The 21,847-nt window shown below is 65.5% G+C and carries 20 protein-coding genes; 15 read left to right on the plus strand and 5 right to left on the minus strand.

Going from position 1 to position 21,847, the window contains the following annotated elements:
- From GM676_RS29770 to GM676_RS29830, 13 genes are all read left to right on the plus strand, one after another.
- Window positions 1–852 (plus strand): prephenate dehydrogenase (locus GM676_RS29770; protein WP_155468117.1); only part of this gene is annotated, 852 nt, incomplete at its 5' end.
- Window positions 853–854: 2 nt separating this feature from the next.
- Entirely contained in the window at window positions 855–2,168 is a 1,314-nt protein-coding gene (gene aroA / locus GM676_RS29775; protein WP_155468118.1) for a 3-phosphoshikimate 1-carboxyvinyltransferase, read from the plus strand.
- A 5-nt stretch (window positions 2,169–2,173) separates the two neighbouring features.
- Entirely contained in the window at window positions 2,174–2,842 is a 669-nt protein-coding gene (gene cmk, locus GM676_RS29780; protein ID WP_155468120.1) for a (d)CMP kinase, read from the plus strand.
- A gap of 74 nt (window positions 2,843–2,916) precedes the next feature.
- Window positions 2,917–4,593, plus strand: a complete 1,677-nt coding sequence (gene rpsA, locus GM676_RS29785; protein WP_155468122.1) for a 30S ribosomal protein S1 — start codon at window positions 2,917–2,919, stop codon at window positions 4,591–4,593.
- Window positions 4,594–4,606: 13 nt separating this feature from the next.
- Complete coding sequence (locus GM676_RS29790) at window positions 4,607–4,912, plus strand: integration host factor subunit beta (protein WP_008446215.1); 306 nt, start codon at window positions 4,607–4,609, stop codon at window positions 4,910–4,912.
- Window positions 4,913–5,016: 104 nt separating this feature from the next.
- Complete coding sequence (locus tag GM676_RS29795) at window positions 5,017–5,319, plus strand: LapA family protein (RefSeq protein WP_155468124.1); 303 nt, start codon at window positions 5,017–5,019, stop codon at window positions 5,317–5,319.
- 10 nt (window positions 5,320–5,329) lie between these two features.
- Window positions 5,330–6,505, plus strand: coding sequence for a lipopolysaccharide assembly protein LapB (gene lapB, locus GM676_RS29800; RefSeq protein ID WP_155468126.1), 1,176 nt, complete (start codon window positions 5,330–5,332; stop codon window positions 6,503–6,505).
- 12 nt (window positions 6,506–6,517) lie between these two features.
- Entirely contained in the window at window positions 6,518–7,885 is a 1,368-nt protein-coding gene (locus tag GM676_RS29805; protein WP_155468128.1) for a UDP-glucose dehydrogenase family protein, read from the plus strand.
- A 13-nt stretch (window positions 7,886–7,898) separates the two neighbouring features.
- Entirely contained in the window at window positions 7,899–8,822 is a 924-nt protein-coding gene (rfaE1, locus tag GM676_RS29810; RefSeq protein WP_155468130.1) for a D-glycero-beta-D-manno-heptose-7-phosphate kinase, read from the plus strand.
- 111 nt (window positions 8,823–8,933) lie between these two features.
- Entirely contained in the window at window positions 8,934–9,254 is a 321-nt protein-coding gene (locus tag GM676_RS29815) for a ComEA family DNA-binding protein (protein WP_155468132.1), read from the plus strand.
- Window positions 9,255–9,337: 83 nt separating this feature from the next.
- Window positions 9,338–11,917 carry a BACON domain-containing protein gene (locus GM676_RS29820; protein ID WP_155468134.1) on the plus strand — a complete coding sequence of 860 codons (2,580 nt, stop codon included), beginning with the start codon at window positions 9,338–9,340 and terminating at the stop codon, window positions 11,915–11,917.
- Window positions 11,918–11,972: 55 nt separating this feature from the next.
- Window positions 11,973–13,325: a M28 family peptidase gene (locus GM676_RS29825; RefSeq protein WP_155468136.1), complete on the plus strand. Its 1,353-nt coding sequence runs from the start codon at window positions 11,973–11,975 to the stop codon at window positions 13,323–13,325.
- Window positions 13,325–14,638 (plus strand): MBL fold metallo-hydrolase, encoded by a 1,314-nt coding sequence (locus GM676_RS29830; RefSeq protein ID WP_155468138.1) that lies wholly within the window; start codon window positions 13,325–13,327, stop codon window positions 14,636–14,638. Before GM676_RS29825 ends, GM676_RS29830 begins: the two co-directional genes overlap by 1 nt.
- Here GM676_RS29830 and GM676_RS29835 read toward each other — a convergent pair.
- Window positions 14,635–15,189, minus strand: a complete 555-nt coding sequence (locus GM676_RS29835) for a hypothetical protein (protein WP_155468140.1) — start codon at window positions 15,187–15,189, stop codon at window positions 14,635–14,637. The two genes, GM676_RS29830 and GM676_RS29835, sit on opposite strands and share 4 nt — an antisense overlap.
- A 259-nt stretch (window positions 15,190–15,448) precedes the next feature.
- On the opposite strand from GM676_RS29835, the gene GM676_RS29840 reads away from it, so the two are divergent.
- The gene (locus tag GM676_RS29840; RefSeq protein ID WP_155468142.1) at window positions 15,449–16,894 is read left to right on the plus strand and encodes a hypothetical protein; all 1,446 of its coding nucleotides are present in this window, start codon (window positions 15,449–15,451) and stop codon (window positions 16,892–16,894) included.
- Here the strand turns inward: GM676_RS29840 and GM676_RS29845 are convergent.
- Window positions 16,863–18,632: an FAD-dependent oxidoreductase gene (locus tag GM676_RS29845; RefSeq protein WP_155468144.1), complete on the minus strand. Its 1,770-nt coding sequence runs from the start codon at window positions 18,630–18,632 to the stop codon at window positions 16,863–16,865. The two genes, GM676_RS29840 and GM676_RS29845, sit on opposite strands and share 32 nt — an antisense overlap.
- A gap of 145 nt (window positions 18,633–18,777) precedes the next feature.
- On the opposite strand from GM676_RS29845, the gene cysM reads away from it, so the two are divergent.
- Window positions 18,778–19,680, plus strand: coding sequence for a cysteine synthase CysM (gene cysM, locus GM676_RS29850; RefSeq protein ID WP_155468146.1), 903 nt, complete (start codon window positions 18,778–18,780; stop codon window positions 19,678–19,680).
- 62 nt (window positions 19,681–19,742) lie between these two features.
- Here cysM and GM676_RS29855 read toward each other — a convergent pair whose 3' ends face one another.
- The 3 genes from GM676_RS29855 to GM676_RS29865 all read right to left on the minus strand — a co-directional run.
- Window positions 19,743–20,093, minus strand: coding sequence for a hypothetical protein (locus GM676_RS29855; RefSeq protein ID WP_155468149.1), 351 nt, complete (start codon window positions 20,091–20,093; stop codon window positions 19,743–19,745).
- A 419-nt stretch (window positions 20,094–20,512) separates the two neighbouring features.
- Window positions 20,513–21,658 carry a lytic murein transglycosylase B gene (gene mltB / locus GM676_RS29860; protein WP_155468151.1) on the minus strand — a complete coding sequence of 382 codons (1,146 nt, stop codon included), beginning with the start codon at window positions 21,656–21,658 and terminating at the stop codon, window positions 20,513–20,515.
- Window positions 21,649–21,847 (minus strand): DUF4129 domain-containing protein (locus GM676_RS29865; protein WP_155468153.1); only part of this gene is annotated, 199 nt, incomplete at its 5' end. The genes mltB and GM676_RS29865, both read right to left, overlap by 10 nt.

Here is a 21,847-nt window from a genome sequence, read left to right on the forward strand (position 1 = left end):
CCGCTCGCTGCCAGTGGAGCGTCGCCCGCCACTGGCGCGCCACCCGCCACTGGCGCGCCGCACCCGGCTGACACGTCGTCACCGGCAGCGCACGCGCCGGGCACGCCGCTATCGCTGGCGGAGGCGCTGGCGGGCGCCGATCTGGTGCTGCTGGCCGCCCCGGTGGCGCAGACGGAGGCTATTCTGGCGGCGATTGCGCCGCATCTCCGGCCCGGAACGGTGGTGACGGACGCCGGCAGCACCAAGTCCGACGTGGTGGCCGCCGCGCGCCGCGCGCTGGGCGGCAAGGTGGCGCAGTTCGTGCCCGGCCATCCGATCGCGGGCCGCGAGACCAACGGGCCGGACGCGGCCATCGACAATCTGTATGTCGGCAAGAAGGTGGTGATCACCGCGCTGGCCGAAAATACAGAGGCTGACGTGGAACGCGTGGCCGCCGCCTGGCGCGCCTGCGACGCCATCATCCACCGCCTGACGCCGGAGCAGCACGACAAGGTGTTCGCGGCGGTGAGCCACCTGCCGCACCTGCTGGCCTACGCGCTGGTGGACGATATCGCCAGGAAGCCGCACGCCGACCTGTTGTTCCAGTACGCCGCCAGCGGCTTCCGCGATTTCACCCGCATCGCCGGCTCGTCGCCGGAAATGTGGCGCGACATCAGCCTGGCCAACCAGTCGGCGCTGCTGACGGAGCTGGACGCCTACCTGGCGCAACTGACCACGCTGCGCGCCCGACTGGCGGCCGGCGATGGCGTGGCGCTGGAACAGGTCTACAGCAACGCCCAGCAAGCCCGCCACCAATGGATAACCGCGATCGAGACGGCCGAAGCGCCGCCATCGCAAGACAAAGCAGAATAATCATGACTCACGCATATCTGGATCTTCAAACCGTCCCTCACGTTGAAGGCGCGGTGCGCCTGCCGGGCTCCAAGTCCATTTCCAATCGCATCCTGCTGCTGTCGGCGCTGTCGCAGGGGCAGGTCGCCATCGTCGACCTGCTGGCCTCCGACGACACCGCCGTGATGCTGGCCGCGCTGCGCGCCCTTGGTGTGCAGTGGACCGAGGAGAAGACCGCCACCGGCACCGTTCACCACGTCACCGGCGTGGCCGGGGTGCTGCCGAATAAGTCGGCCGATCTGTTCATGGGCAACGCCGGCACCGCCATCCGTCCGCTCACCGCCGCGCTGGCCGTGATCGGCGGCGACTACACGCTGCACGGCGTGCCGCGCATGCACGAGCGTCCGATCGGCGATCTGGTCGACGCGCTCAACGCCGCCGGCACCCAGGTCGAGTACACCGGCAACCAGGGCTACCCGCCGCTGCACATCAAGCAGGGCAGGATCACCACCGACCGCCTGTCGGTGCGCGGCGACGTGTCCAGCCAGTTCCTGACCGCGCTGCTGATGGTGGCGCCGCTGATGGCCAAGGAGCACGCGATCACCATCGACGTCGTCGGCGAGCTGATTTCCAAGCCTTACATCGAGATCACCCTGAATCTGATCCGCCGCTTCGGCGTCAAGGTCGAGCAGGACGGCTGGGCCTCGTTCACCATCCAGCCCGGCCAGGTCTATCAGTCGCCGGGCACCATCCACGTCGAGGGCGACGCGTCGTCGGCGTCCTATTTCCTGGCGGCCGGCGCCATCGGCGGCGGTCCGGTGCGGGTGGAGGGGGTCGGCAACCACAGTATCCAGGGCGACGTGCGCTTCGCCGCCGCGCTGGCGCAGATGGGCGCGCAGATCACCATGGGCGACAACTGGATCGAAGCGCGCGCCAACGGCCCGCTGAAAGCCATCGACGCCGATTTCAACCACATCCCCGACGCGGCCATGACCATCGCCGTGGCCGCGCTGTACGCCGACGGCACCAGCACGCTGCGCAATATCGCCAGCTGGCGCGTCAAGGAGACCGACCGCATCGCCGCCATGGCCACCGAGCTGCGCAAGGTCGGCGCCACGGTGGAGGAGGGCCCGGACTATATCAAGGTGACGCCGCCGGCCGCGCTGACGGCTGCTACTATCGATACCTACGACGATCACCGCATGGCCATGTGCTTCTCGCTGGTGTCGCTGGACGGCGCGCTGCGCAAGGGCGCCGTCACGCGCATCAACGATCCCAAGTGCGTGAACAAGACTTTCCCCGAATACTTCAAGGCATTTGCCGAAATCGCAAAGTAACCGATATGCCAACCTCCCAGATTCCAGTCATCACCATCGACGGCCCCACCGCATCCGGCAAGGGCACGGTCGCACACCGCGTTGCCGATAAGCTCGGCTTCCATTACCTGGACTCGGGCGCCCTGTACCGCCTGACCGCGCTGTCGGCCCTGCGCCGCGGCACCGATCTGGCCGACGAGCACGCGCTGGCCAAGCTGGCCGAGCACCTGCAATGCAGTTTCCAGGGCGGCGATATTATTTTGTCGCAGGAAAACGTCAGCGACGCCATCCGCGCCGAGGAGGTCGGCAACACGGCGTCCAGGATCGCCACCTTCCCGGCCGTGCGCCACGCGCTGGTGGGGCTGCAGCTGGGCTTTCGCAAGGCCCCGGGCCTGGTCGCCGACGGCCGCGACATGGGTTCGGTGATCTTCCCGCACGCCCCGCTCAAGGTGTTTTTGACCGCCTCGGTGGCGGCGCGGGCCGGCCGCCGATATAAGCAATTGATAGACAAGGGATTTTCTGCTAACATGGAAGACCTACTGAAAGATTTGCAGGCGCGGGACGACCGGGATACAAACCGGGCCATCGCGCCGCTGGTCCCGGCGGAAGGCGCGCAGGTGCTCGATACCTCGGAGATGAACGCCGATGAGGCGGTCGATCAGGTGTTGCAGTGGTACGCGGCCATCGCCAAGTAGTATTTTTATCAACCCTAACCCAGTTGAAGCCGCATCGTGCGGGCCTTACTGGCTAACCTGGAAGTTTTATTATTATGGAAAGTTTTGCAGCCCTCTTCGAAGAATCCCTGTCGCGCCAAGATATGCGCTCGGGCGAAGTAATTTCGGCTGAAGTCGTTCGTCTGGATCACAACTTCGTGATCGTCAACGCAGGCCTGAAATCGGAAGCTTTCATCCCTGTTGAAGAATTCAAGAATGACCAGGGCGAACTGGAAGTCAAGGTAGGCGACTTCGTTTCCGTGGCCATCGAATCGCTGGAAAATGGTTTCGGCGATACCATCCTGTCGCGCGACAAAGCCAAGCGTCTGGCGTCGTGGCTGGCGCTGGAAAAAGCCATGGAGTCGGGCGAGATCGTGGTCGGCACCGTGAACGGCAAAGTCAAGGGCGGCCTGACCGTGCTGACCAACGGCATCCGCGCCTTCCTGCCAGGTTCGCTGGTGGACACCCGTCCAGTCAAGGACACCACCCCGTTCGAAGGCAAGACCCTCGAATTCAAAGTGATCAAGCTGGACCGCAAGCGTAACAACGTGGTGCTGTCGCGCCGCGCCGTCATCGAAGCTTCGATGGGCGAAGAGCGCCAGAAGCTGATGGAAACCCTGAAAGAAGGCACCGTGGTGACCGGCGTGGTGAAGAACATCACCGACTACGGCGCGTTCGTGGATCTGGGCGGCATCGACGGCCTGCTGCACATCACCGACCTGGCATGGCGTCGTGTGCGTCACCCATCGGAAGTGCTGACCGTGGGTCAAGAGATCACCGCGAAAGTCCTGAAATACGATCAAGAGAAGAACCGTGTTTCGCTGGGCGTGAAGCAACTGGGCGATGACCCATGGACCGGTCTGTCGCGTCGTTACCCACAAGGCACCCGCCTGTTCGGTAAAGTCACCAACCTGACCGACTACGGTGCGTTCGTGGAAGTCGAACAAGGCATCGAAGGCCTGGTGCACGTGTCGGAAATGGACTGGACCAACAAGAACGTCGCGCCTAACAAAGTTGTCCAGCTGGGCGACGAAGTCGAAGTGATGGTTCTGGAGATCGACGAAGAGCGTCGCCGTATCTCGCTGGGCATGAAGCAGTGCAAGGCCAACCCATGGGACGACTTCGGCGTAACCCACAAGAAGGGCGATAAAGTCAAAGGCGCGATCAAGTCGATCACCGACTTCGGCGTGTTCATCGGCCTGGCTGGCAACATCGACGGCCTGGTACACCTGTCCGACCTGTCGTGGACCGAGTCCGGCGAAGAAGCCGTGCGCAAGTTCAAGAAAGGCGACGAACTGGAAGCCGTGGTGCTGGCGATCGACGTCGAGCGCGAGCGCGTTTCGCTGGGCGTGAAGCAACTGGAAGGTGATCCGTTCAACAACTTCGCCGCCATGAACGACAAAGGTTCGCTGGTCACCGGCACCGTGAAATCGGTTGAGCCTAAGGGCGCCGTGATCCAGCTGTCGGAAGAAGTTGAAGGCTACCTGCGCGCTTCGGAAATCTCGCGTGACCGCGTGGAAGATGCTGGCACCCACCTGAAAGTCGGCGATTCCGTCGAAGCTCTGGTGATCAACATCGACCGTAAAGCACGTTCGATCCAGCTGTCGATCAAAGCCAAGGATTCGGCTGACACCGCTGAAGCGATGAAAAACATCGCTGCTGACAGCAACGCCGCTTCGGGCACCACCAGCCTGGGCGCACTGCTGAAAGCCAAGCTGGACAACAAGAACTAAGAACTAGTTCGCGATGACCAAGTCCGAACTGATCAACCGCCTGGCTGAGCGTTACTCTCAGCTGGTGGCCAAGGATGCGGAATATGCCGTCAAGACCATTCTGGATGCGATGACCAACGCCCTGGCGACCGGTCAGCGCATCGAGATCCGCGGTTTTGGCAGCTTTGCCCTCAACAGCCGGCCGCCGCGCATCGGGCGCAACCCGAAGTCGGGCGACAAGGTGATGGTGCCGGAAAAACGGGTGCCGCACTTCAAGCCGGGCAAGCAATTGCGCGAGCGGGTTGACGCGATGGTCGGGCAACCGATCATCGAGGACTGAAGCATTTCATAGTTAGCAAGAGCGGCGTCCTTCGGGATGCCGCTTTTTTTTTGTTGCCCGAGGTGCGATACTGGCGCTCTTGGCATTCCACGGGATTCTGGCTGATGAAATTCATCTCGACCATCGTAGGCTTTATCATCTTCATCCTGTTTTTCAGCTTCGCGCTGAAGAACTCGCAGGAAGTCGATCTGCAACTGTTCCTGCACTATGAGCTGCGCGGCCCGCTGGTGCTGATGCTGCTGGGCTTTTTCGTGGCCGGCGCCGTGCTAGGCGTGCTGGCGCTGACGCCCACCGTGTTCCGCCACCGCCGCGAAACCCATCAGCACAAAACGACCATCCACACGCTGCAAGCGTCGGCGCAGCAGGCCAATCAGCCGCCGCAGCCGGACAGCGTCAACACACAATAAATACAAGCACATGGAATTTGAACTCTGGTGGTTACTGGGCATCCCGGTTTTCTTCGGCCTGGGATGGGTGGCGGCGCGCGTGGATATCCGCCAGCTGCTGTCGGAGTCGCGCACCCTGCCGCGCGGCTATTACAAGGGCTTGAACCACCTGCTGAACGATCAGCCGGACAAGGCGGTCGACGCCTTCATCGAGATCGTGCGGCTCGATCCGGAATCGGCCGAGATGCATTTCGCGCTGGGCAATCTGTTCCGCCGCCGCGGCGAGACCGAGCGCGCCATCCGCGTGCACCAGAACCTGCTGGCGCGGCCCGACCTGCCGCAGGAGCAGAAGGAGCACGCGCAATATGAGCTGGGCATGGATTATCTCAAGGCCGGCCTGCTGGACCGGGCCGAGGAAACCTTCAACACGCTGCTCAACGGCCAGTATTCGGCGCAGGCGCGGCGCGCGCTGCTGGAGATTTTCCAGCGCGAGAAGGAGTGGCCGCGCGCGATCGAGGCGGCGCTCGGCTTGCAGGAGTCGGGCGCCGGCGCGCGCCAGAAGGAGATCGCGCAGTTTTACTGCGAGCTGGCGCAGGACGCGCTGGTGCACCTGCATCCGGAGCAGGCGCTGGCGCTGCTGGACAAGTCGCTGCAGGCGGACCGCGTCAATGTGCGCGCCACCATGCTGACCGGCGACGCCCAGCTGGCGCAGGGCGAGGTCGAGGGCGCGCTCCTGACCTGGCGCCGCGTCGAGCAGATCAGCGTGCCGCACGTGGCGCTGGTGGCGCAGCGCCTGATGGATGGCTACCGCAAGGTGGGCCGCCCGCAGGAGGGCGTCAACCTGTTGAAGTCCTATCTGGAGCAGGCCTCCTCCATCGACCTGGTGGAGGTGGTGTACAAGGCGGTGCTGGAGCTGGACGGGCCGGAGGCGGCCAAGCAGTTGATCGGCAATGAGCTGCGCCGCACGCCGACCCTGCTGGGGCTGGACAAGTTCCTGGAGGCGCGCCTGATGGACGCGCCGGCGGCGGTGGTGCCGGAGCTGTCGATGGTGAAGAATCTGGTGCACGGCTACACCCAGAAGCTGGCGCGCTATCAGTGCAGCCATTGCGGTTTCAAGGCGCGCCAGTTTTACTGGCAGTGTCCGGGTTGCAGCCGCTGGGAGACCTACCCGCCGCGCCGCACCGAAGAATTGAACGTTATGAATTAAGGCAGTACCACTATGAAAATCACGATTATCGGCACCGGCTATGTTGGCCTGGTCACCGGCGCCTGCCTGGCGGAGCTGGGCAACGATGTGTTTTGCCTGGACGTCGACCAGCGCAAGATCGATCTGCTGAACAACGGCGGCATCCCGATCCACGAGCCGGGCCTGGAGGAGGTGGTGGCGCGCAACCGCGCCGCCGGCCGCCTCCAGTTCTCGACCGACGTCGCGGCCTCGGTGGCGCACGGCGACGTGCAGTTCATCGCGGTCGGCACCCCGCCCGACGAGGATGGCTCGGCCGACCTGCAATACGTGCTGGCGGCGGCGCGCAACATCGGCCGGCACATGACCGGCTTCAAGGTCGTGGTCGACAAATCCACCGTGCCGGTCGGCACCGGCGACCGCGTCAAGGCGGCGCTGCAGGAAGAACTGGCGGCGCGCGGCGCCCATGCCAGCTTCTCGGTGGTGTCGAATCCGGAATTCCTGAAGGAGGGCGCGGCGGTCGAGGACTTCATGCGCCCGGACCGCATCGTCATCGGCCATGACAGCACGGCCGAGGGCCAGAAGGCGGCCGCCATGATGAAGAAGCTGTACGCGCCGTTCAACCGCAATCACGAGCGCACCTTCTGGATGGATGTGCGCTCGGCCGAGTTCACCAAGTACGCCGCCAATTCGATGCTGGCCACCCGCATCTCGTTCATGAACGAGCTGGCCAACCTGGCCGACCGCGTCGGCGTCGACATCGAGGCGGTGCGGCACGGCATCGGCTCCGATCCGCGCATCGGCCACAGCTTCCTGTACGCCGGCGCCGGCTATGGCGGCTCCTGCTTCCCCAAGGACGTGCAGGCGCTGGAGCGCACCGCCCGCCAGTACGATCAGGACTTGCTGATCCTGCGCGCGGTGGAGGCGGTCAACGACAAGCAGAAGCTGGTGCTGGGCCAGAAGGTGATCCGGCGCTTTGGCGAGGACCTGGGCGGCCAGCATTTCGCCGTGTGGGGCCTGGCCTTCAAGCCGAACACCGACGACATGCGCGAGGCGCCGTCGCGCGTGCTGCTGCGCCAGTTGATCGACGCCGGCGCCACGGTGGCGGTATACGATCCGGTCGCCATGGCCGAGGCCCGGCGCGTGCTGGCGCTGGACCTGACGCCCGACCAGCTGGCGCGGGTGCGCTTCGCCGCCAGCCCGATGGATGCGCTGGCCGGCGCCGAGGCGCTGGTGATCGTCACCGAGTGGAAGGCGTTCCGCAGCCCGGACTTCGAGCGCATCCGCGCGGCGCTCAAGCAGGCGGTGATCTTCGACGGCCGCAATCTGTTCGAGCCGGAGGTGATGGCGGAAGCGGCGTTCGAGTATCACGGCATCGGCCGTTCCATCCTGACCCGCACTTGACGAGGGCCGTGCCATGACGACCAATCTGGAGCAAGTACGCCTGCTGGTGGTGGGCGATGTGATGCTGGACCGTTACTGGTTCGGCGATGTCAGCCGCATTTCGCCGGAGGCGCCGGTGCCGGTGGTGCGCATCGAGCGGCGCGAGGCGCGCCTGGGCGGCGCCGCCAACGTGTCGCGCAACGCGGCGGCGCTGGGCGCGCAGGCCGGCCTGCTGGGCATCGTCGGCAACGACGAGGCGGGCGACGAGGTGGCCGCGCTGCTGGCGGGCGGCGGCATCCGCAGCTACCTGAAGCGCGACCAGGCGATTTCCACCATCATCAAGCTGCGCGTGATCGGCCGCCAGCAGCAGATGGTGCGCATCGATTTCGAGGAGGCGCCGACCGACACCGTGCTGCGCGACAAGCTGGAGCAGTTCAAGGCGCTGCTGGCCGATTACGACGTGATCGTGCTGTCGGACTACGCCAAGGGCAGCCTGGTGGCGGTGGCCGACATGATCGCCGCCGCGCGCGCGGCCGGCAAGGTGGTGATGGTCGATCCCAAGGGCGACGATTTCTCGCGCTACGCCGGCGCCACCGTGCTGACGCCGAACAAGTCGGAGTTGAAGCGCATCGTCGGTGCGTGGCACAGCGAGGAGCAGCTGAGCGCCAAGGCGCAGGCCCTGCGCGCCGAGCTCAAGCTCGACGCGCTGCTGCTGACCCGCTCGGAGGAGGGCATGACGCTGTACACCGACGGCGCCCAGTACCACACGCCGGCGCAGGCGCGCGAGGTGTTCGACGTGTCCGGCGCCGGCGACACCGTGATCGCCACCATGGCCTGCATGCTGGGCGCGGGCGCCGGCTGGCAGGAGGCGGTGGAAACCGCCAACCGCGCCGGCGGCATCGTGGTCGGCAAGCTGGGCACGGCCACCGTCACCCACGCGGAATTGTTCGGGACCTGAGCCCGCCTTGAGCTGGCTCAATCGTGCGCGGTCAACGGCGCCGCGCGCGCGCTTCGTTAAGGGGGTTCAAGGTGCGATCCTCGCCCTTGCCCAACCTTAACGGAGATGATGATGATCAAGAAACTATTGCTGTTGGCCGCGCTGCTGGGCGGCATGGCCGGCGCCTGGGCCCAGGTGGACGTCAACAAGGCCGACGCCGCCGCGCTGGACGGCATCCGCGGCCTCGGCCCGGCCAAGACCAAGGCCATTCTGGAGGAGCGCAAGAAGGGCGAGTTCAAGGACTGGGGCGATCTGGAGCAGCGCGTCAAGGGCATCGGCGAGAAGAGCGCGCTGCGGCTGTCGGCGGCCGGCTTGCAGGTGAACGGCAAGTCCAAGGACGGCGCGCCGATGACGGCGGACAAGCCGGCCAAGGCCGCCAAGCCGGCCAGGTAGATTGACAAGCTCCCTGTGGATGGGGGAGAATTATTGGTTTTGCAATTAAAATAAAACCAATAGTTCCACCACAGGGAGTTCTTTTGAAACATATCTTGAGCAGTCTCGCGTTGGCGGCCGCGCTGGCGGCCTGCGGCGGCGGTGGCGGCAATGGCGGCGGCGGCGCGCCCGAGGCCCCGCTGGCGGCCACGCTGTCGTTCTCGCCCAATCCGGTCACGGCCACCTTGCAGTCGGGCCAGTCGTCGGTGTTGACGGTCAACGCCACGGTCAACCGTCCGGCCGATTTCAACAACAATGCCAATGTGTTCGTGCTGGTGACCGACACCAGGGGCGTGCTGCTGCCGCAGCTGGAGTTCACGCCGACCTCGGCCACCAGCTACACCGCCGCGCTGCATACCTCACCCTCGCTGGCGGCCGGCAGCTACAGCGGCAATTTCACCGTCAGCGTGTGCTATGACACCGGCTGCGCGCGCCACTACGCCGGCTCGCCGATGCAGCTGCCGTTCCAGGTGACGGTCAATCCGGGCGCGCCGCAGCCGCTCACGGCCAGCGCGTCCATGCTCAACACCACCTATGTCACGGGGGCTGCGGCGCCGGGTGCGCTGGCGGTGGCGGTCAACGCCAGCGGCGCCTGGAGCGTCAGCGCGACGGATAGCTGGATCAAGCTGGCCAACGCCAGCGGCAGCGGCAAGGGGACGTTCAGCCTCCAGCTGGACCCGGCCGGGCTGGCCGCCGGCAGCTACAGCGGCGGCGTGGTGATTGCCGCCGGCGATGGCCAGAAGCTGACGGTGCCGGTCAGCCTGACGGTGACCCAGGCCGGCTTCGCGGTCGACACCTCGGGCATCACGTTCAGCGCCATCAATGGCGCGCCGGTGGCGCCGCAGGATGTCAGCTTCAACATCGGCGCGGTGCCGGCCGGCACGGCGTGGAGCGCCAGCATCGACAGCGGCGCGGCCGGCTGGCTGGGCGTGTCGCCGGCCAGCGGCGTGACGCCGGGCCGGGCCACGCTGACGGTCAATCCGGCGCGCGGCGCGCTGCGCAGCGGCAGCTACAGCGGCAACCTGCTGCTGAATTCGCCGGTGGCGGCCAGCCGTACGGTGCCGGTCACGCTGAATCTGATCGCGCCGACGCTGGCGCTGTCCAGGGCCAGCGTCACGCTGGGCGGCGCGCTGGGGCGCGACAGCAGCGGCGACAGCGTCACCCTCAGCCTGAACACCGGCGCCAACACCTGGCCGTGGAGCCTGAGCGCGCTGCCGGCCTGGCTCAAGGCCGGCGCCACCGGCGGCAAGGTGGGCGAGAGCGGCGCGGCGCTGAGTTTCACGCCGCAACTGGCGGCGGCCGCCACCGGCACCACCACGGTGACGCTGAACGCCGGCGTCACGGTCAACGGCGATGTGCTGACCCAGCCGCTGACGGTGTCGCTCAACAAGGACAAGCACCGCCTGCTGCCGTCCGAGACCGGCGTCGGCCTGGTGTCGACCCCGGGCTGGTCGCGCCTGACCCGCAGCCTGACCGTCAGCGACAACCTGGGGCTGGCGGCGGCGTGGAGCGCCAGTTCCAGCCAGGGCTGGCTGACGGTCGCGCGCAGCGGCAACACGCTGACGCTGAGCGCCAACCCGGCCGCGCTGGCGGTCGATACGCTGCATCTGGCGACGGTGACCCTGAGCAGCGGCGACGCCACGGTGGCGGCGCCGGAGCCGATCCGCGTGGCGCTGTGGAAGGGCGCGGCCGCGCCGTCGGCCATGGTCAAGCTGACCCAGAGCTATGCGGCGCTGGTGAGCGATCCGGTGCGGCCGTATGTGTATCTGCACAACGGCGGCGCCAGCATCGACGTCTACAACGTCTACACGGCGCGGCGCGTGGCCACCATCGGCGGCGTGGCGGCGGCGCTGGGCGACATGGCGGTCAGCCCGAGCGGCGACCGCCTGTATGCCTACGACACCGCCAACCGCGCGGTGGCGGTGGTCGATCTGGCGGCGCAGGCCAAGAGCGCCGGGTGGTCGCTGTCCAGCGCGGTGACGCTGTCTTCGCGCATCAAGGTGATCCGCCCGAATGGCGTGGAGGTGGTGCTGGCGGCGGACGGCAAGGCGTATCTGGCCAGCGGCAAGGCGGTCGGCAACAGCCCGGCCAATATCGGCGACATGGCCGCCACGGCGGACGGCAAGCATGTGTATGTGCAGGACGAGGGCTACAGCCCGGCCAGCCTGAGCGGCTACGATGTCGATTATTCGGAAGTGGGCGGCGGTTCGCTGTTCGTCGGCACCAGCGGTTCCGGCTGGTTCACCGGCAGCGCCTCGAATGGCGCCGACATCGCGGTCAGCGCCAGTGGCGACCGCGTGTACGCCGCCAGCGGCGCGCCGTACGCCTGCCGCGCCATCGATCCCAAGGACATGAGCTTCATCGGCTATCTGCCGGGCGGCGACGCCTATCCGAACAACGTGGAGGTGGGCAGCGACGGCCGCATTTACTGCGGCATCTCGGGCTGGTACTCGGCGGCCGACGTGTGGGTGTACAACAGCGGCGGCGCGCTGCTGACCACCTTCAAGTTCGCCGGCTACGCGCGCGCGCTGATGGCGCGCCAGCTGCAGGTGTCGGCCGACGGCATGATGCTGGCGGCGCTGACCGACGATCCGCTGCTGGTGTTCATTCCGGTCGGTCCGTAGTGGGCGGATGCGGCGATCCGTGAGAAGATACCGCATCTTGTCACGGAGACGCCGTATGCGACCTCAGTTTTTCCTCCTCGCCGCCGCTCTGGCGGCCCTGCCTGCCGCTGCGGCGGAACCTGGCGCCGCCCGGCGCCAGGCGCAGATCGATCAGATCGTCAAACAGATTTCGCCGGCGCGGATCGAGGCCACCATCCGCAAGCTGGTCGGCTTCCGCACGCGCCACACCATGTCGGACACGGTGTCCGAGACCGAGGGCATCGGCGCCGCGCGGCGCTGGATCAAGGCGGAGCTGGAGCGCTGCGGCGCCGGCACGCCGCTCAGGGTGGAATTCGACAGCCATGTCGCGCCGGTGTCGGCGCGCATCAGCCGTCCGACCGAGATTGTGAATGTGGTGGCGACCCTGCCGGGCACGCAGGCGGCGTCGGTGGCGCGCATGTATGTGGTCAGCGGCCACTACGATTCGCGCAACACCGATGTGATGGACGCCACGGGCGACGCGCCCGGCGCCAACGACGACGCTTCCGGCACGGCGGCGGTGATGGAGATGGCCTGCGTGATGGCCAAATACAAATTCGACGCCACGCTGGTGTTCATGACGGTGGCGGCCGAGGAGCAGGGCTTGCTGGGCGCGGCGCACTGGGCCGAGCAGGCGAAGCAGAAGAACCTCAACATCGCCGGCATGTTCACCAACGATATCATCGGCAGCTCGCGCGACGAGCATGGCAACCAGGACGACACGCAGGTGCGCCTGTTCGCGGAGGGGCTGCCGCTGCAGAAGGAGAACAGCGAGGCGGTGCGCACGCTGATCCAGACCGGCGGCGAGAACGATTCGCTGTCGCGCCAGCTGGCGCGCGCGGTGAAGGAGGCCGGCGAGCGCTATGTGCCCAAGTTTAAGGTGAATATCATCCAGCGCCGCGACCGCTATCTGCGCGGCGGCGATCACATGCCGTTCCTGGAACGCGGCTATGCGGCCTTGCGCTTCACCGAGCCGGCCGAGGATTTCAATCACCAGCACCAGAACATCCGCACCGAGAACGGTGTGCTGATCGGCGATCTGCCGCAGTACAACGACTACCACTACATCGCCCAGGTGGCGCGCGTGAACGCGGCGGCCCTGTCGACGCTGGCGCTGGCGCCGGCCGCGCCGCAGAAGGTGCAGGTGCGCACCGCCAGGCTGCAAAACGATACCGAGCTGGTTTGGCAGGCCAACAGCGAGCCGGATCTGGCGGGCTATCGCATCGTCTGGCGCGACACCACGGCGGCCGACTGGCAGCACGCGCTGTTTGTCGGCAAGGTGACCGAGTTCACCATGCCGCAGTCGAAGGACAATGTGTACTTCGGCGTGCAGGCGGTGGACGTGGATGGCAACGTCAGCCCGGCCAGCTATCCGACGCCGCTGCGCTGATGAAGATTGCGCGCATCCTCCACGCCGGCTATGTGTTCGAGAGCGGCGCCACGCAGATCGTGTTCGATCCGGTGTTCGAGAATCCGTTCAGCCGGAACTGCCACGCCTATCCGGACGTGCGCTTCGACCTTGAGCGCGTGCGCGCCTTGCGGCCGGACGCGGTGTTCATCTCGCACTTCCATGACGACCACTGCTCACTGGAGAGTCTGGATTTGCTGGACCGCGCCACGCCGATTTATCTCTACTGCCTGTTCGATGAACTGTTCGCCATGATCCGCGAGCTGGGCTTCGCCGAGGTGCGGCCGCTGGCGATCGACGCGCCGGTGCGCGTGGGCGGCTTTGAGGTGATTCCGCGCCGCGCGCTGGAGGCCGATGTCGATTCCATGTTCCATATTCGGGCCGAAGGGCTGAATGTGCTCAACGTGGTCGATTCGTGGATGGACCCGGAAACGCTGGAGCAGATCACGCCTTACGCGCCGTGGGACATGGTGTTGTGGCCATTCCAGACCATGCGCGAGGTGGACGTGATCGCGCCATCGCGCGCGGAGCGCGGGCCGGTGACGCTGCCGGAGGAATGGCCGGCGCAGTTGCAGGCGCTGGCGCCGCGCTACGTGGTGCCGAGCTCCTGCCAGTTCCGGCAGGAGCCATGGTCGTGGTACAACCACGCGCTGTTCCCGGTCACGTACAGGCAGTTTGCGGCGGCGGTGGGCGAGTGGCTGCCGGCCACGCAGGTGGTGCGCCTGAATCCATCGGTGGCGGTGGCGCTGAGCGCCGCTGCGCTGACACCGGCCGCGCCGCTGCCGTGGGTGCGGCCGGTCGGCGAGCAGGATGTGGACTATGAATACGATCCCGACATCGTACCGCCGCCGACCGCCGACATCGCGCGCCATTTCGCCGCCCTGACGGCGGAGCAGGCGGCCGTGGTGCGGGCGTTCTGCGACAGCGGACTGCAAGCCCGCTACGAAGAGATGGAGCTACCGGAGGACAGCTACTTCGCCACGCCATGCGTGTGGCAGCTGTCCGTCTACGACCACCAAGGCAACGCGCAGCATTATCGCTACAGCATCTGCGGCGATACCATTACGCCTACCGAAGAAGCCCCAACCTGGATCACCGAAATCCCGGCCGCCAAGCTGTACGCGGGCCTGGCGCTGGGCGAGTCCCTGACCTCCATGTACATGCGCATCAGCGGCGCCCCGGTCGATGCCGACATCGTCGACGACCCGTTGATCCGCACCCTGTTCGACGACGCCTTCGCCGCCTATCAGGCCGCCCAGCTGGCCCGCATCAAGGCGCGGGCAGCGCGCGCCTAGTCCACGTCCTCCAGCACATCCCACGCGCGGCGGTATTTGGGCAGGCGGCGCTCCAGCGTGTTCCGGGCCTGGTCGTTGGCGTGGGCGACCAGGGTGAGCGCGGTGCTGAGCGCATCGCTCATGGCCTTCGCGGCGATCTTCATGGATTCCTCCGGCGTGGGCGGCACGGCGGCGAATTGTTTGCTCAACTGCGCGCGCAGGATGGCGGCGTTGGCCCAGCGCTTCTGGCCCGGCATGAGTATCCAGATTTCGCGCCACGCATTGCGGCCATCGCCGGCGGCTTGCCTGGCCATTTGATGCGGCGAAATCGCTTTGCCTTTGTAAATCAGCTTGTCATCGACGATGGTGGCGTTGTGCCAGACGCCGAATGCGCGCAGGCGGATGCGCGTGCCGTCCGGCAGGAAAAGCTGCTTCCATTGGTAGCCCTTGGCCGGAATGGCGTCGGCCCGGCCCTGCGCGATCCAGAGTTGAACGGCCTTGATCAGCGCTTCGCCGGGCGACAGCGTGCTGCCGCTCTCGCGCAGATAACCGCGCAGCTCCTTTAAAACCATTGCCGGGAGTATAGGTGGGGGTGGTGTATGCGCCTTCTCTGTGGGATTCATTCTCTTTCTCCTGTCTCTTTCTGTCTCTTTTTTTCTCTTCCTGTCTCTTGGACTGCCGCCAGAGAAAAGAGTTCAAAAAATACAAAAAGAGACAAAAAGAGAAAGCCAAAAGAGACAGTTTCCCGCACAGGAGCGGCATACGTCCCCCCTACCTATATCCTTAAAATTATCCATGAGCAATTACTGAGCTGGATGTTATGCTGCGACGATGAAAATACTTCGAGCCTTGTTTAGTCCTAAACCGACTGCATCCGTGCCGGCACCAGCGCGCGCGTCAGTTCCATCTTCGGTGGAACGCTACTATGCCGGCGATTTGCAGTTGGTCTGCGGCACACAGTCTGTGGAACTGCTACGGCAGCACGCCGATCATCCTTCGGGCTATGTGCGCGAAGCTGTACTCAGGCGTTGCGTGGAGTTGCCCTCGCCGGAATTGCTGCCCACCGTTGCCGAGCGCCTGAATGACTGGGTTCCACAAGTGCAGCGTGCCGCAAGGACTGCCTTGATGACGTTGTTGCCTTTTGTTCCCGCGTCACAATTGTTGGCGGCGATGCCGGTCATTCTGCGTCTGCACAGTCCCGGGAGGGCGGACTATGCAGCGTGGCTGGATGCCTTCGAGCAGAGCTTGATCCAGACCATTGCTATCAGCGATATTTGCACGGCAGCACACGGCCCGGCAATCAAGGTCGCGCGCGCTGCCGTGTACCTGCTCGACAAGTACGGGCTGCTTGAGACGTCAGCTTTGATTACGCTCATCTTGGAACGCAGCGATGACATCGTGTTAGCCGTGCGCGCGGTGAACCTGTGCGCTTGCCTTGCGCCAGAGCTGCAAGAGCAGTTTTACCGCTTGGCCGCGCGTTCGCATTTTGGCGCCGTGCGAACGATGGCAAGCAGATGTCTGTTGGCGATGGCTGGACATCCGCACGATGAGTTCGCGATCACGGCCCTGCTGGACGCGCAATCATCGGTGCGGTCCGTTGCGATGAGCTATCTGCATGAGAGGCAGTTTGATGCCCGGGCCCATTATCGTCACCGCTTGCTGCATGAGCACCAGACTGTGCGGCGCACGCGCGTGTGTTTGGCTGCGCTCGCCTCCTTGCGGAATCCCGCAGATGTCGAACTGGTACGGTCCTTCCAGTCCAGCTTGTATCCAGGCGTGAGAACGGCTGCGCGCGCGGCGTGGTTCAAGCTTGCTGAGGCGGATAAGGACGAGATTGCGCTGGCGGCGTTGCATGATCCCGCTGCCGGGGCGGGTAAATTTGCGCTTCAGCTGGTGCGCAAGCACCAGGCATATATCCCGTTTGCGACGATACGCGCGAGTCTGGAAGCAGGAGGCAACGCAACCCGCCTGTTGCCGCTGGTTGCGCACAAGCGTTGGAACTGGCTGGAGTGCGTGGCCTTACTGGGTATGCAGCGCGGTGTCGAGGAAGCCCACCTTCTCGGTTTGGGCGAGGCGGTGGGGATGTGGCTGAATTCCGCGGCATGGTATGAACGGCCCGGCAAAGAACAGGCCCTGTTTCTGCTCTCCGCGCCGGTCGTCGCCTTCTTTGAGCACTTGCTGCTGCGTCATCCGCAACGACTGGCATCTCTGCTGCGGCAGCTTGAGCAGGGCGCCGCTGGCGACCTTAAACCTTCAATTTATCCAGCGGCAAGTTAGCCAGGAACTGGTGGATCTGCGACACCACGGCGGCCCCTTCACCCACCGCCGCCGCCACGCGCTTGGTGGAGGTGGCGCGCACGTCGCCGATCGCGAACACCCCCGGCACGCTGGTCTCCAGCGCCGCGCGCGAGGGCAGGTCTTTCGGATACACGCCGTTGGCGAAATTGGCCTTGCACTGCGCCTTGGTGACGTCAAAGCCGGTGCGGATGAAGCCATGGGCGTCGACGTCCACGCCGCAATCGCTCAGCCAGCCGGTGTTGGGATCGGCGCCGATGAACAGGAACACGCGGCAGACGTCGTAATCGCATTCCTCCTCGGTCCTGGCGTTGCGGATGCGTACTTGCTTGAGGCCGTCCTCGTCGCCTTCCAGCGCGACGATCTCGGTGCAGGTGTGCAGCTCGATGTTCGGCGTGGCCTGTATCCGTTCGATCAGATAGCTGGACATGGTGGACGACAGGCTCTCCTTGCGGATCAGCATGTGCACCTTGGAGGCGTAGCCCGACAGGAACACCGCCGCCTGCCCGGCCGAGTTGCCGCCGCCGACCAGCACGATTTCTTCCGTCTTGCACAGCTTGGCCTCCACCGGCGACGCCCAGTAGTACACGCCCTTGCCCTCAAACTGCTTGAGGTTGGCCAGCGAGGGACGGCGGTAGCGCGCGCCGCACGACAGCACCACGGTCCTGGCCTTCAGGCGTTGCAGGCTGCCGCACATTTCCACTTCCAGCGGATAGGTGTCGCAGATCAGGCGCCCGGCCGGCGCCGGGATGGCGATCTCGACGCCGAACTTCTGCGCCTGCACGTAGGCGCGGCCGGCCAGCGCGCGGCCCGACACACCGGTCGGGAAGCCGAGGTAGTTTTCAATGCGCGCGCTGGCGCCGGCCTGGCCGCCATAGGCGCGCGTTTCCAGCGCCAGCACCGACAAGCCTTCCGACGCCGCATACACCGCCGTCGCCAGCCCGGCCGGCCCGGCGCCGACCACGATCACATCCCACACCTTGTCGGTGTCGAGCTCGGGCAGCATGCCGAGGCAGCGGCCGATGTCGACCACCGACGGGTTCTTCTTGACCACGCCGTCCGGGCACACCACCAGCGGCAGTTCCTCCGCGCGCGGCCGGTAATGCTCCATCAGGTCGGCCGCCTGGCGGTCATGCTCGGGATCGAGCACCATGTGCGGATGGCCGTTGGCTTGCAGGAAGGTTTGCAGGGTGTGGATGCGGCCATGGCCGCGCGGCCCGACAATCACCGGCCCCCCGGAGGCTTGCTCGATCAGCCCCACGCGGCGCAGGATCAGCGCGCGCACGATGCGCTCGCCCAGGTCGGCGTGCGCCACCAGCAAGGCGCGCAGCGATTCCGACGGCACCACCAGCACCTCCACGTCGCCCACCGCGTGGCCATTGCCCAGCGACGGCCGGCCCGACAGCTGCGCCACCTCGCCGCTGAACTGCCCGACCTGATGGGTGGTGACGTAGGAGGTGTTGCCCAGGCCGTCGTAGCGGTCGACCCGGATGCCGCCCTTGAGCACCAGCATCAGGCCAAAGCTGGTCTTGCCGGCCTCGAAGATCATCTCGCCATCCTTGAAGCACATCACATGGCCGAAGCGGTGCATGTGGCGCACGTCGGTCGCGCTCAGGGTGGGGAACATCTGGTGCTGGCGCTGCTCCAGATTGTGCGCCGTGAGGGGCGCCGGATCGTCCGGGGTGAGTTCGGGCAGCAGTTCGGCGGGAGTGGTGGCCATGACAATTCCAAATATGAAGCTGATTGCGGGAGTGACGCCAGTCTAGCGTAAGCGGCATCCGCCGTCCAAAGTCTTAAGAGGTAGCCGGCTGCTTTCCGACAACTCGGCTAAAATGGTTGTTTTCGCGAACTCCAACAAGAAGACGATGGCTTACAAGACTTTGCAAGATACGATCGGCAACACGCCGCTGGTGCAGCTGGTGCGCCTGCCCGGCGCCGAGGCCGCGGCCCGCAACAACATCATTCTGGGCAAGCTGGAAGGCAACAACCCGGCCGGCTCGGTCAAGGACCGCGCCGCCATGTCGATGCTCACCCGCGCCGAGGAGCGCGGCGACATCAAGCCGGGCGACACCCTGATCGAGGCCACCAGCGGCAACACCGGCATCGCGCTGGCCATGGCGGCGGCCATCCGCGGCTACAAGATGCTGCTGCTGATGCCGGAAAACCTCAGCGTCGAGCGGCGCCAGAGCATGGCCGCCTATGGCGCGCAAATCCTGCTGACGCCGAAAACCGGCGGCATGGAGTACGCGCGCGACATGGCCGAGCAATTGCAAAAGGACGGCAAGGGCATCATCCTCGACCAGTTCGGCAACCAGGACAACGCCCGCGCCCACTACGAGTCGACCGGCCCGGAAATCTGGCGCGACACCGACGGCTGCGTCACCCACTTCGTCAGCGCCATGGGCACCACCGGCACCATCATGGGCACCTCGCGCTACCTGAAGGAACAGAACCCGGCGGTCCAGATCATCGGCGCCGAGCCGGAGGAGGGCTCGTCGATCCCCGGCATCCGCAAATGGCCGGAAGCCTACCTGCCGAAAATCTACGACCGCTCGCGCGTCGACCGCGTGGAGGCGGTGTCGCAGGCGGCGGCCGAGCGCATGGCGCGCCGCATGGCGGCCGAGGAAGGCATCTTCTGCGGCATCTCCGCCGCCGGCGCCTGCGAAATCGCGCTGCGCCTGTCCAACACGGTGGAAAACGCCACCATCGTGTTCATCGTCTGCGACCGCGGCGACCGCTACCTGTCGACCGGCGTGTTCCCGGCGTAAAAAACACAAATGCCCTCGTCCCTGGCGCGCAGGGAGGAGGGCAGTGCGCCAGGACGACGGGATCAGCCGTTGTTGTTGCCGCCGCCGCCCGGGGTTTCGCCTTCTTTCGGCTTGAACTGCTTGTCGCTGATGCGGAACTTGTTGCGGCGGTCGCCCATCAGGTAACGCAGGTCGCGGATGCTCAGGTCCGACACCTCGTGCATGCGGATCAGCAGCGAAGCGCCGACCGGCAGGCGGTGGTGACGGATCTTGCTGATCACGGGGGGCGCCACTTCCAGCGCGCGCGACAGCGCCGCGTCGTTTTTCAGACGCAGGTTCTCGATCAGGGTATCGAGCAGGCGGTTGGGATTGTATTGCAGCAGATCATCGCCATCCGCATCGTTGTTCATGTCTATGCCGACTTGGTTTGTCATGTCGTCTTTTCCTTCTGTAAAGTTGTCCTGCAAAGTACAACACTCGGGGCTCTTTGCTGCGTCAATGTCCATCCTTACCAGGAGACTCACACACGGACACGGGTTCCAGGATAACAAGTTTCATAATATATACACAATTGTACAACAGTCTTCAATCTAATACTTAGCAGCAATAAAAAAAACACACTTCCCGCAGGGTATTGTTGTCCGACTGCAACATTGTGTGAGAATTATACACCGAGTTCTATGTTATGCTGCCCACGCGCACTTTTGATGAACGATCAAAGTTAATTATATAACAATTCCGTTGTAAAGCAGCCCATTTCTCACCGCCGATGGGCAGTGGGTCCAAATTATTTCCAAGTGTCAACTAAACCATACCGCGAGCAAGCTCGCGGGGCCAAGGTTTTTACGCTTGCTTACATCCCTGAAGAGACCCCGGCGGCGGCGCGCGCCAGCCGGACCGCCCGTCCCAGCTCCACCACCGACATCGCGTAGAAATAGCTGCGGTTGTACTGCGTGATGGCGAAGAAATTGCCGTTGGCCAGCCAGTATTCCGTCGGCTCGGCGCCGTTTTGCAAATCCACCAGGCCATACAGCTGCTCGGGCGGCGCCACCGCCGGCGTCACGCCGGCCGCCACCAGCTCCTGCGGACGGTAGGTGGCCGCCAGCCCGCGCCCCAGCATCGGCTCCCAGGCGCGGTTGGGCGACACCGTGGCCGCGTACACCACCGGCCCGGCCTGCTCGCGCTGCCAGCCGTGGCCGGCCAGGAAGGCCGCCACGCTGCCGATGGCGTCGACGCTGGAATTGAGCAAATCGACCTTGCCGCTGCCGTCGAAATCCACCGCGTACTTGATCACGCTGCTGGGCATGAATTGCGGCATGCCGATGGCGCCGGCGAACGAGCCCTTGAGCGAGAGCGGATCGACGCCGGCCTGGCGCGCGAACAGCAGGGTGGACTCCAGCTCGCCGCGGAAGAACGCCATGCGCTCGCGCCGCTGCGGCGCCTCCGGATACGCGAACGCCAGCGTGGTCAGCGCGTCCAGCACGCGGAAGCGCCCGGTGTTGCGGCCATACACCGTTTCCACCCCGAGGATGCCGACCACGATCTCGGCCGGCACGCCGTACAGCGCTTCGGCGCGGCTGAGCGCCTCGCTGTTCTCGTTCCAGAACTTGACGCCGGCGTCGATGCGCACCGGGTCGATCATCAGCTTGCTGTAGGCTTGCCAGTTCTTCGGCTTGCCGGGCGGCGCCGGCTTGACCAATTGCACCGCCGAGTCGACGTAGCGGATCTGCGCCATCAGCGCGTTCAGCTCGGCGCGCTCGAAACCGTCGCGCGCGGCGACGTCGTCGAGGAAGGCGCGCACCTCCTGCCAGTCGCCAAAGTTGACGTACTCGCCGACATAGTCGACGGCCGGCGCGGCCTTCTTTTTGGGCGCGGCGGGCTGCTTCTTTTTCTGCATGCTGGGCGGCAGCGTGTAGCCATAGCGGTCCACGGGCGCGGCCGCGGCGCTGAGGGTGGCTGCGCTGAGCAGCAGGGCGGTGATCAAAGTCTTCATCGGCATAAAGGTAGCAGGGTTTTCAGCGTCGCCAGCGACGCCTTGCGTGATTCGGTCCCGCCGGCGCCATACTTCAGCATACCGTACAGGTGTAAAAACTGGTCCATGGCAGCGTGTTTCCGCGCGCTGGCCGGCATCGCCCGCAAGCGCGCCGCGTAGCTGCGCGGGCCCTCCGCCGGCCGCCGCGCCCAGCCG

The sequence above is a fragment of the Duganella radicis genome, from assembly GCF_009720825.1.
GTDB classification, from domain to species: domain Bacteria; phylum Pseudomonadota; class Gammaproteobacteria; order Burkholderiales; family Burkholderiaceae_D; genus Rugamonas; species Rugamonas radicis.